This window comes from Pseudomonas sp. P7548 (assembly GCF_013386585.1).
Taxonomy (GTDB): Bacteria; Pseudomonadota; Gammaproteobacteria; order Pseudomonadales; family Pseudomonadaceae; genus Aquipseudomonas.
On sequence record NZ_JACARO010000038.1, the window covers coordinates 230,675 to 245,400 of the forward strand.

Sequence of the window (14,726 nt, forward strand, 5' to 3'; positions counted from 1 at the left end):
GTAACTGCCAGGAATGATGACACTCACGCCATGCCTATCGCGCCGGCGGTTGTTCGCCCAGCGGCACCACGGCCATGGTCAGGCGTGAAACGCAGCTGGCCTTGCCCTCATCGCTGGTCAGGCGGATGTCCCAGACCTGAGTCGTGCGGCCGATATGGATCGCTCGCGCCACCGCCGTCACCCGCCCGCTGCGCACACCCCGCAGGTGGTTGGCATTGACCTCCAGACCCACGCAATAGAATTTTTTGGGGTCGATGCACAGGTAGGCCGCCATGGAGCCGACGCTTTCAGCCAGCACCACCGAGGCGCCGCCGTGCAGCAGACCATAGGGCTGGTGGGTACGGTGATCGACCACCATGCTGGCGGTCAGGGACTCTTCATCAAAACTTTCAAAACGGATATCCAGCAATTCACCGATGGTGTTTTTCTGGATGGCATTGAGTTGTTCGATGTTGGGTTGGGTGCGCCACAAACTCATGGGTCAATCCTTTTTGGTTTTATGATGGCCCTAATCCTGCCACAGAACGGTTTCGGAACGCTCGCTCCAAGTCGGTAATTGTTCACCGTAAGTCGCCTCGATCACGCTGCGCTTGATCTTCAATGTAGGGGTCATAAAACCGTTTTCCACCGCCCAATTGTCGTTGACGACCACCAGGTGCTGCAGACGTTCATGCTTGTCCAACGTCTGGTTGACTTGTTCCAGCCAGCGCTCAAGGGCGCCCTGCAGCACTTCACGAGCCTCCGCCTGGCCAACGGCCGACAGCACGCACAACCCCATCGGGGCAATCAGGCCATCCCCCACCACGCACACTTGTTCGATGCGGGCATGCTCGGCCAGGCGGTTTTCAATCGGCGCCGGGGCCACGTACTTGCCCTTGCTGGTCTTGAAGATTTCCTTGAGGCGCCCGGTCAGGCGCAGGCGGCCCTCGGCGTCCTGCTCGCCCTTGTCGCCGGTGCGCAGGTAGCCATCGTCAGTGAGGGTTTCAGCGGTTTTCTGCGGGTCCTTGAAGTACCCCAGCATCGTTGCGCCGCTGCGCACCTGCACCTCGCCCGACGGGTCGATGCGCACCTCAACGCCAGGGCATGGCTGGCCGATCCAGCCAAGGGTCTGCAGGCCCGGGCGCGACACATGGGAATATCCGCAGGCTTCAGTCATGCCGTACACCTCCAGCACGTCCAGCCCCAGGCGCTGATACCAGCGCAGCAACGCCTCGGGCACGGGCGCGGCGCCGGACAGGGCAATGCGCAACGCATCCAGCCCCAGGCCCGCCAACACCTTATGGCCGACGCGCTTGCCGATAAAAGGCAGGCGCAGCAGGGTTTCCAGGCGCTTTTCCGGGACCTTGGCGTAAACGCCCATCTGGAACTTGGTCCAGATGCGCGGCACGCCGAACAACGCGGTCGGGCGCGCCCGGCGCAGGTCGGCCAGAAAGGTGTCGAGGCTTTCGGCGAAAAACACCGTTTGCCCGGTATAGATCGCGGCCATTTCCACAAACATCCGCTCTGCCACATGGCACAGCGGCAGGTAGGACAACAGCCGGTCGCCCTCCCCCAGGCCGAATAATTCGGTACCGCGGGTGGCGGCAAAACCCAATGCGCCGAAGGTTTGCATCACGCCTTTGGGCAAGCCCGTGGTGCCGGAGGTATAGATGATGGTGGCGAGGCTGGAGGCGTCAGGCGCGGGGTTGTCCTGGATGGGCGAACACTTTTGCAAGTCGGCCCAAGTGAAATCGAAAGTGCCAGCCGGGCACAACGGCAGGCTGATGGTCGGCAAACCGTGTGGAATACCGGGCGCCATGGCAGGCCAATCGTCGAGCTTGCCGATCAGCGCCAGCGCCGCCTCGGAATGGGTGAGCACATGGGCCACCGAGTCGGCGGTGAGGTTGGGGTACAGCGGCACCGAGACGTGCCCGGCCATCCAGATCGCCAGGTCGGCGATGATCCAGTGGGCGCAGTTTTTGGAAATCAGGGCGATGTGCGAGCCCTGGGGCAGCTCTCGGGCGCGCAGCCAGTGGGCGGCGCGACGGGCTTGCTGGCCGACCTCTTCCCAGGTGAGGGTTTGCACCTCCCCGCCGCCAACGGGCTGCACGAGAAAGGTTTTGCGCGGGTGCCGCGCTTCACGTTCGAAGAAGACCTGCAACGGCAAACGAAAAGCGACAGGCATGGGACGCGCTCCTTTGTGTTCCGATGATAGCCAACCAAGCACTTGCTTGGTTGACTATATAGCACACAAAAAGCGGCGATCGTTCCTACGGATTCTTTACGCTGACCAGGCTCATCAGCCCCGCCAGCGGAAAGTCGCCCTCCAGTTCCGCCAGGCTGGCGGTGTGCATCGGTTGCGGCTGGCGCTGGTGGCCGTGCTGCAAAAAGCTGATCAGGCTACCCACCAGGGGCTGGTGGCTGACCAGCAGCACATTGTCATCGGTGTCGAGTTTTTCCAGCACCTGCAACGGGTTGCCTTCGGGGGTCAGCCACGGCACCGTGCGGATCTCCGGTTCGAAACCCAACGCCTCGCGCACTAAATGTGCGGTCTGCTGCGCCCGCACATACGGGCTGGCGATGATGGCGGCGATGGGCTGGCCGATCAGGTGCGCAGCGCTGCGCAAGACTTCGCCACGACCATGCTCGGTGAGGTTGCGTTCGGCGTCGGTGCGGGCGTGCCCTTCGGCCTCACCGTGACGCAAGATCCACAGCTTCACAGTTTTGGCTCTTCATCGCGGGCCGGGTGCGGCGCAGGCGGCACGCTGTGAGCAGCTTCGCCTTCAGGTGCGCGTGGGGTCGGCCAATCGGCGAACGGCCAAGGTTTCTGCTCGGTATGGAAGCTGCCGAAACGGCCGATCTGCGCGAGGAACTGGCTGAGGCTGTCGCCAAAGTTCATCAAGCCCAGGTTGGGCGCGCTGTAGACCAGGCGATAAATCAGTTGCACCACCACCAGCGCACCGAGCAGGAATTGCGCGACTTGCCACACCAGGGCAAACACCAGCATCCACAGAATGCGCAGCAGGATGGACTCGTATTTAGGGGCGTCTTTCGGGTCGTTCATGGCGCGTTCCTCAGTTGAAACCACTGGTGGAAATAAAGTCGACATCGGTTTTCGGCTCGGCCCGCATCAGCAGCTCGATGACCTGGTTCAAGGTGCGCCCTTCAAACAGGATCGCGTGCAACCCGGCGACCAGCGGCATGTACACCCCAACTTCCTGGGCCTTGGCCTTCAGGACCTTGAGGGTGTTGACCCCTTCAGCCACTTCGCCCAGGCGCGTCACCGCGTCTTCCAGGCTCAGGCCCTGGCCGAGCGCGAAGCCGACCTGGTAGTTACGGCTCTTGGGCGAGGAACAGGTCACGATCAAGTCGCCCACGCCGGCCAACCCCAGGAAAGTCATCGGGTTGGCACCCTGGTTCACCGCAAAGCGCGTCATCTCGGCCAAGGCGCGAGTGATCAGCATGCTCTTGGTGTTTTCGCCCATGCCGAGGGCGACGGCCATGCCGGCAATGATTGCGTAGACGTTTTTCAGCGCACCGCCCAGTTCGACGCCAAAGCGGTCGCTGCTGGCGTAGACACGAAAGGTGCGGCCATGCAGCACGGCCTGGACGCGCTCGCACAGGGCCTCGTCTTCACTGGCGATGACCGTGGCGGTCAGCGCGTGCTCGGCCACTTCCCGCGCCAGGTTCGGCCCGGACAGCACGCCGATGCGCGCCTTGGGGGCGATCTCTTCGAGGATCTCGCTCATCAGCTTGAAGGTCTGCGCCTCGATGCCCTTGGTCAGGCTGACCAGCAGCTTGCCCGCCAGGCGCTCGGCATGGGGCGCCAGCACCGAGCGCAAGGCGCTGGAAGGCAGCGCCACAAAGCACAGGTCGCAGGCGGTGAGGGTTTCGAGCAAGTCGGTAACCGGCTCAACGGCCGGGTGCACCTTGATGCCTTTAAGGTAACGGGGATTTTCCCGGTGGACGCGAATGGCCTCGGCCTGCTCGGGATCACGCATCCACTGGCGTACCGCGTGGCCGTTCTCAGCCAGCAGGTTAGCCACGGCGGTACCAAAACTTCCGCCTCCCAGGACCGCAATAGGGCGCTGTTCAGTCATATGCAATCCGTTAATCCATACCAGTGGCGATGGCGGCATTATACGGGGCGACCCGCTTGCGGCCAGCCCCCGTGTCAATTCACGCGCTTGTCGGAAAATGCCATGCCTGTGTGAAGTAAATGCAAGGGCGGCGACTGGCAAAAGGCCCCGCCTCGGTTAACATGGGCGGCTATCCGTAATTATCAAGGCCGTGCCGTGTATTTGGGCCCTCCTCCCCGCTCATCTGTGTTGTTGATGCTGTTGTGCAGTGCACCTGCGCTGGCTGATGACCTGTTCCTGGACAGCCAGCCGCTGCCGCAAGTGCTGACCGCTACCCGCCTGAAACAATCGGCCGCCGCCGTGCCGGGCAGCATGACCGTGATCGACAGCGAGCTGATCAAGGCCAGCGGCGCACGGGATATCAGCGAACTGCTGCGCCTGGTGCCGGGGATGATGGTCGGCTACACCACCGGCAACCAGGCGGCGGTGAACTACCACGGCACCAGTGCCAGCGATGCCCGACGCATGCAGGTGCTGATCGACGGGCGCTCGGTGTACCGCGCCGGTTTGGCAACCGTGGACTGGAGCGATATCCCGGTGGCCATGGAGGATATCGAGCGCATCGAAGTGTTCCGTGGCCCCAACACCGTCAGCTATGGCGCCAATGCGTTGATGGCGGTGGTCAACATCCTCACGCGTTCGCCGGCCAACAGCCAGGGCACGCGGGTCAAGGTTATCCGTGGCGAGCGCGGGATCAACGACTTCTACGCCAGCCAGGGTGTAGGCTGGGAAACCGGTGATTTGCGCCTGTCCCTGTCGGGCCAGCAGGACGATGGTTTTGACAGCGATGCCACCGGCGCCGACCGCCGTGACAGTCGCCGCCTCAGCCGCTTCAGCCTGGCAGTGAGCCAGACGCTGAACGCACAGCAGAGCATCGACTGGCAACTGGACGCGAAGGAAGGCACCAACCAGCGCCCCTACACCTACACACCGGTCTTCGCCGGGATTACCGAAGGCGGTACCAATTCCGACGTGACCGCCAAGGACTACGCCGGCTCCCTGCGCTGGAATTTCGACTTCAACCCGGAGCACAGCCTGTATATCCAGGGTTCGGCGCAGCAGTGGGATCGCCAGCAGGTGTGGAAAGCCTGCGACGCCAAAGTGTCGTTCAGCCCGGAGCTGACCCGCCTGTGGCAGCTCAACCCCAACTACGCCGAACAATTGGCCCGGCACATGGACACCTACAGCCAGGGTTCGGCGCCACCGGGCAGTGCTGCCGAGCAGGCCCTGGCAAATCAGGTCCTGGACCAGTGGCGCAACGGCGCCAGCCAGAGCGTGTGCGGTGACATCGACCAGAGCACCCGCGAAAGCCGCTACGACATCGAGGTGCAGGACACCCTCAGCCTGTCCGACAGCCTGCGCCTGGTCAGCGGCATGAACTACCGCTACGACCGCGCCGACTCCGACACCTACTTCAATGGCACCCTCGACGACACCACCTGGCGCCTGTTCGCCCACCTGGAATGGCGGGCCAGCGAACACTGGCTGCTGCAAGGCGGCGCGATGTACGAAGACACCCACTTGAGCGGCAACTCGCTGACGCCGAGGGTGGCGGTCAACTACTTGATCAACCCGCGCCATGGCCTGCGCGCGGTGTATTCCGAAGCTATCCGCTCGCCGGACATGTTCGAGAACAACGTCAACTGGAGCTACCGTGTCACCAACCTCAGCTCGCCGGCCTACGGGCAGAATTCCGGGCAATATTTTGTAGTGACACGCGGCCCCGGCAACCTCGATAAAGAGCTGATGCGTTCGCGGGAATTAGGTTACAACGGGTTCTTCGCCGACCTCGGGCTGAATGTGGACGTGAAGCTGTTCTATGACGAAATCACCGACATGATCAGCTCGCCCCTGCGCAACAACCAGTACATTGCCAGCAATGCCAACAGCTCACGCTTTACCGGCGCTGAAACCCAGTTCGACTGGCGCATGAGCAACGCCGACCGCCTGCGCCTGACCTATGCTTACGTCGACACCACCGCCAGCAACCCACTGGACAAGCTGCAGACCGCGCGCAACAGTGGCTCGGCTGGTTGGTTGCGTGAATGGGGCCAGGGCTGGTCCAGCGCGCTGTTCTACTATGGCGACGATGCACTCAATCAGTATCGCTTCGAACGGGTCGACCTGCGGGTGGCCAAGCGCATTGCCCTGGGCAAAGCCAACGTGGAGCTGGCCGGCATGTTGCAAGAACGCCTCGATAACCAGCCCACCACCTGGGCCGACAACAATTACGACCATCGCCATGTGCTCTACTTCAGCGCGGAGTTAGAGTTCTGACATGGGCGATCAGTCACGGATGACCCTCCTCTTTGTTTCACGCCTGTGGCGACGCGGCCTGCTGCTGGCGTGCCTGCTTCTGACGGCACCGGCCTGGAGCGCCGACATCCTGCTGACCGCCGCCGAAGACAGTGCCGGGGTCCAGGCCTTTGCCCAGGCCCTCGCCCAGCAGCGCCCCGAAGACCACGTCACATTCACCGCGCTCAAGGACCTGCCCGCGCCGAACCAACTGCCCGCCACTACGCGCTTGATCCTGCTGGACTTGCCCGGCCTCGACTGGCGCCTGCAAGACACCCAGGGCCCGCCGACCCTGGTGCTGCGCATCAGCCGCCTGCAAGCCCGGCAACGCCTGGGCACCGCCCACCCGGCCAAGATCAGCCTGCTGTGGAGCGACCCGCCGCTGGAGCGCCAGTTGAACCTGATCGCCAACATCCTGCCCCAGGCCCGGCGCATCGGCGTGCTCTACGGCACCGACAGTGAATTCCTGCTGCCAGAACTGCGCCAGTACGCAACGCCCAAAGGGCTGGAAATCGTGCCGCAGCGCTGGGACAACATCAGCGACAGTCGGCCGTTGCAAACCCTGTTCAAGAGCAGCGACGTGCTGCTGGGCCTCGATGACCCGCAGCTGTACAACCCGAAAACCGCGAAGAACCTGCTGCTCAGCAGCTACGCCCAACAATTGCCGCTGGTGGGGCCCAACGCAGGGTTTGTGCGGGCCGGCAGCCTGGCCAGCACCTACAGCGACCAGGCCGATTGGCTGGCCGTGCTCGACCGCTTGCTGGACCACCCGCCCGCCAACTGGCCGCGCACCTTGTACCCGGAACACTTCAAAGTCGTGGGCAACCCGCAAGTCGCGCGCTCACTGGGCATCGAACAGGTGGATGAAGTCGCCGTCGCCGCCCGCTTGGCCGAAGGAGAAAAACGCCCATGACCTTGCGTCGTCGTTGGGACATCAACACCCGCACCCAGCTCATCACCCTGGGCCCGGCGCTGTTGCTGACGTTGCTGTTGATCAGCTTCTTCACCTTCGTGCGTATCCAGGACCTGCGCCAGGAACTGGACCACACCGGCCAACTGATCGCCAACCAGCTGGCGCCGGCCACCGAATACGGGGTGATTTCCGGCAACAATGATGTGCTCGACAGCCTGCTGCGCGCCACGCTGGCCACGCCCCACGTGCGTTTCCTGGAGATCCAGGACAGCACCGAGAACATCCTGGTGTACGTCGAACAGCCGTCGGAGAAGCATGACCGCTCGTTGTCGGTCAAAGTCTTCCAGGCGCCGATTCGCCTGCAGCACATCCAATTGGGCAATGACTTCTTCCAGGACAACCTGAACGAACCCAAGGCGCCCCGTGCGGACTACCTGGGCCGCGTGATCGTCGGCATGTCCAACGACGCCTTCAGCCAGCGCCAGCAGGAGATCCTGTTCAAGGCCGGTATCCTGGCGCTGTTCGCCCTGCTGTTTACCTTCCTGCTCGCCCGGCGCCTGGCGGCCAGCCTGTCGCAGCCGATCAGCGCCATGGGCCACGCGGTGAAGGCGATCCAGCAAGGGGATTACCAGACGCCCCTGCCGATTGTGGATGACTCGGAGCTGGGCGACCTGTCGCGGCATATCAACAACCTGGCCGAGGGCCTCAACCAGGCCAGCCGCGAGCAGCAACAGGCCATGGCGCAACTGATCCAGACCCGCGAAGAAGCGGAACGGGCGAACAATGCCAAGTCGGACTTCCTGGCGATGATGAGCCACGAACTGCGCACGCCGATGAACGGCGTGCTGGGCATGTTGCAGTTGCTGGAAACCACCGAGATGACCGAGGAGCAGACCGAATACGCGGCACTGGCCTCCGAGTCCACCGAGCATCTGCTCAAAGTGATCAACGACATCCTCGACTTCTCCCGCATCGAGCGTGCCGCACTGGAGCTGGAACATATTCCGTTCAACCTCGCCGACCTGATCAGCAGCTGTGCCCAGGCGTTCCAGCACAGCGCCCAGCAGCGCGGGCTGGCCCTGGAACTGCCGATTCCGGCGGGCATGGCGTCGTTGCGCGTGCAGGGTGACCCGACGCGCATCCGCCAAATCCTGGTGAACCTGATCGGCAACGCGCTGAAGTTCACCGAGCACGGCACCGTCACGGTCGAACCCCAGTGGCAGACCCTGGACCACGAACTGGTGTGGTTCACCTGCACCGTGCGCGACAGCGGCATCGGGATTTCCGCGGAACGCCTGGAGCTGATGTTCGATGCGTTCCAGCAGGCCGACAGTTCCATTTCAAGACGTTACGGCGGCACCGGGCTGGGCTTGCCGATCGCCCGCACGCTGGCCGAACGCATGGGCGGCACGCTGCGCGCCCAGAGCGAAGAAGGCCGGGGCTCGGTGTTTACCCTGGAAATTCCGCTGGCGATCGACCAGCACAGCTCCCCCACCATCGCGCTGGACGCCGATGGCAAAGGCAGTGCGGGGGATGGCCGGCATGTGTTGCTGGTGGAGGACAACCCGGTCAATCGCACCGTGGTGGAGGCCATGCTGCGCAGCCTGGGCTTTGAAGTGAGCCTGGCCACCGACGGCGCCGAAGCGATCCGCAGCGCCGAGAGCCTGATTTTCACGGCGATCCTGATGGACTGCCGCTTGCCGCTGATCGACGGTTACGAAGCCACCCGGCAGATCCGTCAACTGCCCGGCTGCGCCGACCTGCCCATCATCGCCTTGACGGCCAACGCCTTGCAGGGCGACCGCGAAGCCTGCCTGGCCGCCGGAATGAACGATTACCTGGCCAAGCCGTTCAAACGCACGGATTTGCAGCAAATCCTGCAGCGCTGGGTGCAATAGCGCCGCGCCATCAGCCAACTCCGACTGGCATCAAAGACGAAAGTGCGGCAGTCTTAGGCACCCGAACGGGCCGATAAACAGGCCCGGTTTAAAATTTCAGTGAACAAGTGTACATTCAGTGCCTTGACGCTGTGACTTTCACTACAACGCAATAGTCTATGTGTAGGCTGCCGGAATGAGGCGTAACGCTTCAGTCGGTTCGGGAAGATTTGCCCTACCCTGCCGCATGGGATTATTGAGGAGCTCGCATGACCAAACAAAACGCCTTTACTCGGGAAGACCTGCTGCGCTGCAGTCGCGGTGAGCTGTTCGGCCCAGGTAACGCGCAACTGCCCGCCCCGAACATGCTGATGGTGGATCGCATCACCCATATCAGCGAAGAGGGTGGCAAGTACGGCAAAGGTGAATTGGTCGCCGAGCTGGATATCACCCCGAACCTCTGGTTCTTCGCCTGCCACTTCGAAGGCGACCCTGTGATGCCAGGCTGCCTGGGCCTCGACGCCATGTGGCAGCTGGTCGGTTTCTACCTGGGCTGGCAAGGCCTGCCGGGCCGCGGTCGCGCCCTGGGTTCGGGCGAAGTGAAGTTCTTTGGCCAGGTTCTGCCGAGCGCCAAGAAAGTCACCTACAACATTCAAATCAAGCGCGTCCTCAAGGGCAAGCTGAACCTGGCCATCGCCGACGGTTCGGTGACTGTCGACGGTCGCGAGATCTATACTGCCGAAGGCCTTCGGGTCGGCGTATTCACTTCCACTGACAACTTTTAAGGGTTATCCGCATGCGCCGCGTCGTTATCACTGGTCTGGGCATCGTTTCTTGCCTGGGCAATGACAAAGAGACCGTCACCGCTAACCTGCGTGCAAGTCGCCCTGGCATCCGCTTCAACCCGGAATATGCCGAAATGGGTCTGCGTAGCCAGGTTTCCGGCTCCATCGACCTGCCCCTCGAAGAACTGATCGATCGCAAGATCTACCGCTTCGTCGGCCACGCTGCCGCCTACGCCTACCTGGCGATGAAAGACGCGATCGCCGACTCCGGCCTGACCGATGACCAGGTATCGAACGTACGCACCGGCCTGATCGCCGGTTCCGGCGGCGCATCGACCCTGAACCAGATGGAAGCGCTGGATATCCTGCGCGAAAAAGGCGTGAAGCGCGTTGGCCCGTACCGTGTCACACGGACTATGGGCAGCACCGTTTCGGCCTGCCTGGCCACGCCGTTCCAGATCAAGGGCGTGAACTACTCGATCTCCTCCGCGTGTGCCACCAGTGCTCACTGCATCGGTACTGCGGTTGAGCAGATCCAACTGGGCAAGCAGGACATCGTGTTCGCTGGCGGCGGTGAAGAAGAACATTGGAGCCAGTCGTTCCTGTTCGACGCCATGGGCGCACTGTCCACCCAGTACAACGAAACCCCGGAAAAGGCCTCCCGCGCCTACGACGCCAAGCGTGACGGTTTTGTCATCGCCGGCGGCGGCGGCATGGTGGTGGTCGAGGAGCTGGAACACGCTCTGGCCCGTGGCGCCAAGATCTACGCGGAAATCGTCGGCTACGGCGCCACTTCCGACGGCTACGACATGGTTGCACCGAGCGGTGAAGGCGCCATCCGCTGCATGCAGATGGCAATGTCCACCGTGGATACCCCAATCGACTACCTGAACACCCACGGCACCTCGACTCCGGTCGGCGACGCCAAGGAAATGGAAGGCGTGCGTGCGGTATTCGGCGACAAGGCCCCGGCCATCAGCTCCACCAAGAGCCTGTCGGGTCACTCCCTGGGCGCCGCTGGCGTTCACGAAGCGATCTACTGCCTGCTGATGATGGAAGGCAACTTCATGGCCGGCTCGGCCAACATCGACGAGATCGATCCGGTGGTGGCAGATATGCCGATCCTGACCAAGACCGTCGAGAACGCAAAAATCGACACCGTGATGAGCAACAGCTTCGGCTTTGGTGGCACTAACGCCACCCTGGTGCTGAAACGCTGGCAGGGCAAGTAAGACCTGTCGCTTGAACGCATGAAAAAGCCCCGACTGGTTCGGGGCTTTTTTATGGGTGACAGCATTCAAAACCGAGTCGTCTGCATCGCAGGCAAGCCAGCTCCCACAGTGACCGAGTACATCCTGAAGGAACGCGGTCAGTGTGGGAGCTGGCTTGCCTGCGATCGGCCCAACGAGACCTTGCGCACTACACCGAAAACCGCGCCACCATGGTGTTCAAATCCACCGCCAACCGCGACAGCTCCTGGCTCGCCGCACTGGTCTGATTCGCCCCGGTAGACGTCTGGTGCGCCAGATCACGAATGTTCATCAAGTTGCGATCCACCTCCCGCGCCACCGCCGCCTGCTGCTCAGAGGCACTGGCAATCACCAGGTTGCGCTCATTGATCAGGGTAAAGGCCGAGGCGATGTCCTCCAGCGCCGTGCCCGCCGACTTGGCGATGTCCAGGGTCGAACGTGCGCGACTGTTGCTTTGCTGCATGGAGCTGACCGCCTGGTCGGTGCCTTGCTGAATGCCGCTGATCATCAGCTCGATTTCCTGGGTCGACTGCTGGGTGCGATGGGCCAGGGCGCGCACCTCGTCGGCCACCACCGCAAAACCTCGCCCGGCATCCCCGGCGCGTGCCGCCTCGATCGCCGCGTTCAGCGCCAGCAGGTTGGTCTGCTCGGCAATCGCGCGGATCACATCCAGCACCTTACTGATCCCGTAGACCTTCTGCGCCAAATCCTCGACCTGGGTCACGTTGTCGGTCACATCGGTGGCCAGCGCCTCAATCGACACCACAGTCTGATGCACTTGCTGGCGCCCATGCTGGGCAATACGGTCGGACTCACGGGACGCCTGGGAGGTGGCCACCGCATTGCTCGCCACCTCTTCCACCGCCGCCGTCATCTGGTTGACCGCTGTCGCCGCCTGCTCGATTTCCTGGTTTTGCTGGTGCAAGCCACGGGTGGCGTCTTCGGTCACACAACTGAGTTCCTCTGAGGCGGACGCCAGCTGGTTCGAAGACTCGGCAATGCGCCGGATCGTGTCACGCAGGTTCGCCTGCATGCCCTTGAGTGCCTGCTGCAAGCGTGCCGGCTCATCGTTGCCACTGACGCTGATGTCACCGGTCAGGTCGCCACTGGCCACACTCTGGGCGACTTTCAGCGACTGGGCCAGGGGCAGCACAATGCTGCGGGTCAGCCATACGGCCAGGCCGATGGTGATCAGCGCCGTCAGCCCAATCATGCCGACCACCCAGCTACGGGACTGGCTGAACACGCTTTGCGCGAGATTGGCCGCGTGGTTGGCGTTGGTTTTGTTCAACTCGACCAGATCGTGCAACGTGCCGGCCATTTCGTCGGCCAACTGGTTCATCTCACCGTTGACCACTTTGATCGCGTCTTCCAACTGATTGGCCTTGGAAAACCCCATGACCTGCTCCTGGAGCTGCAGGTATTGCTGCTCCTGGGCCTTGAAGCGATCAAACAGCGCATGCTCCTCGGGCAGCACGATCAGCGCCTCATAGAGGGTTTGGGCGTGGTGCAGGCCACTTTTGAGGTCGGCCAGCTTCTGTTCATTCTGCGCCAGCGCCTGCGGGTCACGGTTGACCAGCAAGCGCAGGGTCAGCGCACGCACCCGCAGCAGGTCCTGGCTCATCTCGCCCACGGCCATCACGCTGGGCAGCCAGTTGTTTTCCACCTGGTCCGATTGCTGGCGCATATTGGCCATCTGCAACAGGGCGAAGCCGCCCAAAGCGAAAACCATCAACGCCAACAGGCCAAACCCCAAACCTGCACGCGGGGCGATATTCAGACTTCTGATACTCATGCCTTGGCTCCTTCCAAGTGCGCTGCATCCATTTGCAGCCAGCTCTTGAAAGGTATCGGCGCCTTAGCCTCTTTGCGTAAGACGAAAACGCGATATCAACGTCGCACACCATCGCGAGCAGTTTCAGGCAGGATCGCCAGGAAGTTGTCCCGCGCGACGTTGCGGGCGATGTCTTCCGGCAAAGCATCCAGAAAAGGATCAAAGCGGCGCATTTCCTTACCCAGTTTATTGAAGCGCCCTACGACGTCCGAGCCCAGCATAAAGCGCGTAGGGAAGCGCTCCACGAGCTTGACCCACTCCGGGCGTGGCTGACCGGCGTCATCCAGCAAATACGGCGTGAGCATGCTCCAGGACAGGTCGATGTAGAGGTTCGGATAAGCCTCCAGCAGACGGTTCAAGGTCGGCAGCAAAAAGTCCATCTGTACCTGATGACGGTGGATTTCCTTGCTGGTGCCGGCATGAGCCCAGATAAAACGGGTGTGCGGGTGGTTGCGCAGTGGCTCTTCTACCTCGGCCAGGTACAGCGGGTTGCGCTCACGCTTGGAGGTGATGTTGGAATGCAGCATCACCGGCAGATCGTTTTCTGCTGCCAGGTGATAGATGCGGGTCATGGCTTCGTTATTCGCGCGCGGAGTGTCACCGGCGGTGATAGCCGTGAGGTCGTCATGGCGGGTGAAGACTTCACCGATGCCCTGCCACAGTCCTGGATTGAGGTCGAGCATACGCTGGATATGGGCGACCGAGTTCTTGTCGTTGGGGTTGAAGCCAGACAGAAAGGGATGAAAGTGCTGGCGCTGCTCCGGGGGCAGTTTGTTGAGCGCGGCGGCGACGATCACGTCGGTGGCGCTGTACCAGTAGGCGTCGGCGTCGTCACCGGCGTAATAGCGTGGGCGCTTGGGTTCGTCTTCGTGCCATTTTTTTGCGACGGGGATGCCGGAAATCATCACGTGCTCGATGCGGTTGTCAGCCATCGCCTTGAGCAGCTTGTCCATGCCCGCGGTTTCCTGGAAGAAGTCCACGTAATGCAGGTGCGCATCGCTGTAGGCATAGTCGCGGGCCTGCACCACAAGGCTGCTGGTGGCGAGCAACAGGGCAAGGGTCAGGCGGGTCCAGGGCACGGTAAAACCTCGATAAGGGGGGCTACGAGTAGACCTTGGGTGCCCAGCCAGGGTTCATCCGCAAAAAAACGTGGAACACCCCAGTGCCAGCATGCTCTATACCTTCATGACCCTTTCTCCTGCCGCCCTGTGAGGTTCACCATGCCTGTTACCGTCAACACCCTGAACCACGACAACTTCCGCCACAGCGTGAACATCAATAACCACGAGCTGTTCACCGACCTGCCCAAGAGCCTGGGCGGGGACGATTCGGCGCCCTCCCCTCACGACTACTTCGACGCGGCGCTGGCCTCGTGCAAGGCCCTGACGGTCAAGCTCTACGCGCAGAAAAAAGACATCCCGCTGACCGGCGTGACCGTCGAGGTGACCCATGACAGCAGCGAAGAACAAAAGGGCAAATACAAGCTCAACGTCAAGCTGACCCTCAAGGGTGTGCTCACTGATGAGCAGCGCGACGAACTGCACCGCGTGGCCGACCGTTGCCCGGTCCATAAGCTGATGACCACCGCCGACGTCAGCATCGAAACCCAACTGTCGGAAGGCGCCTTCAGCCAGTAGCAGCAACCTGGCGTCGA

13 protein-coding genes and 1 pseudogene are annotated in these 14,726 nt (G+C 62.3%); 6 read left to right on the top strand and 8 right to left on the bottom strand.

The annotated features are described in order from the left end of the window. Nucleotides 1–34 precede the first annotated feature (34 nt). The 5 genes from HX803_RS16800 to HX803_RS16820 all read right to left on the bottom strand — a co-directional run bounded on the left by HX803_RS16800 (nucleotide 35) and on the right by HX803_RS16820 (nucleotide 4,079). Nucleotides 35–478: a hotdog fold thioesterase gene (locus HX803_RS16800; RefSeq protein ID WP_176996475.1), complete on the bottom strand. Its 444-nt coding sequence runs from the start codon at nucleotides 476–478 to the stop codon at nucleotides 35–37. 30 nt (nucleotides 479–508) lie between these two features. Further along, nucleotides 509–2,164: an AMP-binding protein gene (locus tag HX803_RS16805; protein WP_178921923.1), complete on the bottom strand. Its 1,656-nt coding sequence runs from the start codon at nucleotides 2,162–2,164 to the stop codon at nucleotides 509–511. 85 nt (nucleotides 2,165–2,249) lie between these two features. Next, complete coding sequence (gene sixA / locus HX803_RS16810; RefSeq protein ID WP_178921925.1) at nucleotides 2,250–2,699, bottom strand: phosphohistidine phosphatase SixA; 450 nt, start codon at nucleotides 2,697–2,699, stop codon at nucleotides 2,250–2,252. Then, nucleotides 2,696–3,043: a DUF4389 domain-containing protein gene (locus HX803_RS16815; RefSeq protein WP_176996478.1), complete on the bottom strand. Its 348-nt coding sequence runs from the start codon at nucleotides 3,041–3,043 to the stop codon at nucleotides 2,696–2,698. Before HX803_RS16815 ends, sixA begins: the two co-directional genes overlap by 4 nt. A gap of 10 nt (nucleotides 3,044–3,053) precedes the next feature. After that, the gene (locus tag HX803_RS16820; RefSeq protein WP_178921927.1) at nucleotides 3,054–4,079 is read right to left on the bottom strand and encodes an NAD(P)H-dependent glycerol-3-phosphate dehydrogenase; all 1,026 of its coding nucleotides are present in this window, start codon (nucleotides 4,077–4,079) and stop codon (nucleotides 3,054–3,056) included. A gap of 195 nt (nucleotides 4,080–4,274) precedes the next feature. On the opposite strand from HX803_RS16820, the gene HX803_RS16825 reads away from it, so the two are divergent. From HX803_RS16825 to fabB, 5 genes are all read left to right on the top strand, one after another. Next, the gene (locus HX803_RS16825) at nucleotides 4,275–6,395 is read left to right on the top strand and encodes a TonB-dependent receptor plug domain-containing protein (RefSeq protein ID WP_372339918.1); all 2,121 of its coding nucleotides are present in this window, start codon (nucleotides 4,275–4,277) and stop codon (nucleotides 6,393–6,395) included. Between the two features lies 1 nt (nucleotide 6,396). Further along, entirely contained in the window at nucleotides 6,397–7,326 is a 930-nt protein-coding gene (locus tag HX803_RS16830) for an ABC transporter substrate-binding protein (protein ID WP_178921931.1), read from the top strand. Further along, on the top strand, nucleotides 7,323–9,224 hold the full coding sequence (locus tag HX803_RS16835; RefSeq protein WP_178921933.1) for an ATP-binding protein: 1,902 nt from the start codon (nucleotides 7,323–7,325) through the stop codon (nucleotides 9,222–9,224). The genes HX803_RS16830 and HX803_RS16835 overlap by 4 nt, the downstream gene beginning before the upstream one ends. 248 nt (nucleotides 9,225–9,472) lie before the next feature. Continuing rightward, nucleotides 9,473–9,988, top strand: coding sequence for a 3-hydroxyacyl-[acyl-carrier-protein] dehydratase FabA (gene fabA, locus HX803_RS16840; protein WP_178921935.1), 516 nt, complete (start codon nucleotides 9,473–9,475; stop codon nucleotides 9,986–9,988). A gap of 11 nt (nucleotides 9,989–9,999) precedes the next feature. After that, entirely contained in the window at nucleotides 10,000–11,220 is a 1,221-nt protein-coding gene (fabB, locus tag HX803_RS16845; RefSeq protein ID WP_178921937.1) for a beta-ketoacyl-ACP synthase I, read from the top strand. 187 nt (nucleotides 11,221–11,407) lie between these two features. Here fabB and HX803_RS33145 read toward each other — a convergent pair whose 3' ends face one another. From HX803_RS33145 to HX803_RS16855, 3 genes and pseudogenes are all read right to left on the bottom strand, one after another. After that, complete coding sequence (locus tag HX803_RS33145; protein WP_372339920.1) at nucleotides 11,408–12,271, bottom strand: methyl-accepting chemotaxis protein; 864 nt, start codon at nucleotides 12,269–12,271, stop codon at nucleotides 11,408–11,410. Further along, nucleotides 12,263–13,033 (bottom strand): annotated as a pseudogene (locus HX803_RS33150) (MCP four helix bundle domain-containing protein); the annotation flags it as partial. The gene HX803_RS33145 and the pseudogene HX803_RS33150, both read right to left, overlap by 9 nt. Before the next feature lie 95 nt (nucleotides 13,034–13,128). Next, nucleotides 13,129–14,151: an amidohydrolase family protein gene (locus HX803_RS16855; RefSeq protein WP_178921941.1), complete on the bottom strand. Its 1,023-nt coding sequence runs from the start codon at nucleotides 14,149–14,151 to the stop codon at nucleotides 13,129–13,131. Nucleotides 14,152–14,292: 141 nt separating this feature from the next. Here HX803_RS16855 and HX803_RS16860 point away from each other — a divergent pair, with 141 nt between their 5' ends. Next, the gene (locus HX803_RS16860) at nucleotides 14,293–14,709 is read left to right on the top strand and encodes an OsmC family protein (RefSeq protein ID WP_178921943.1); all 417 of its coding nucleotides are present in this window, start codon (nucleotides 14,293–14,295) and stop codon (nucleotides 14,707–14,709) included. Nucleotides 14,710–14,726 lie beyond the last annotated feature (17 nt).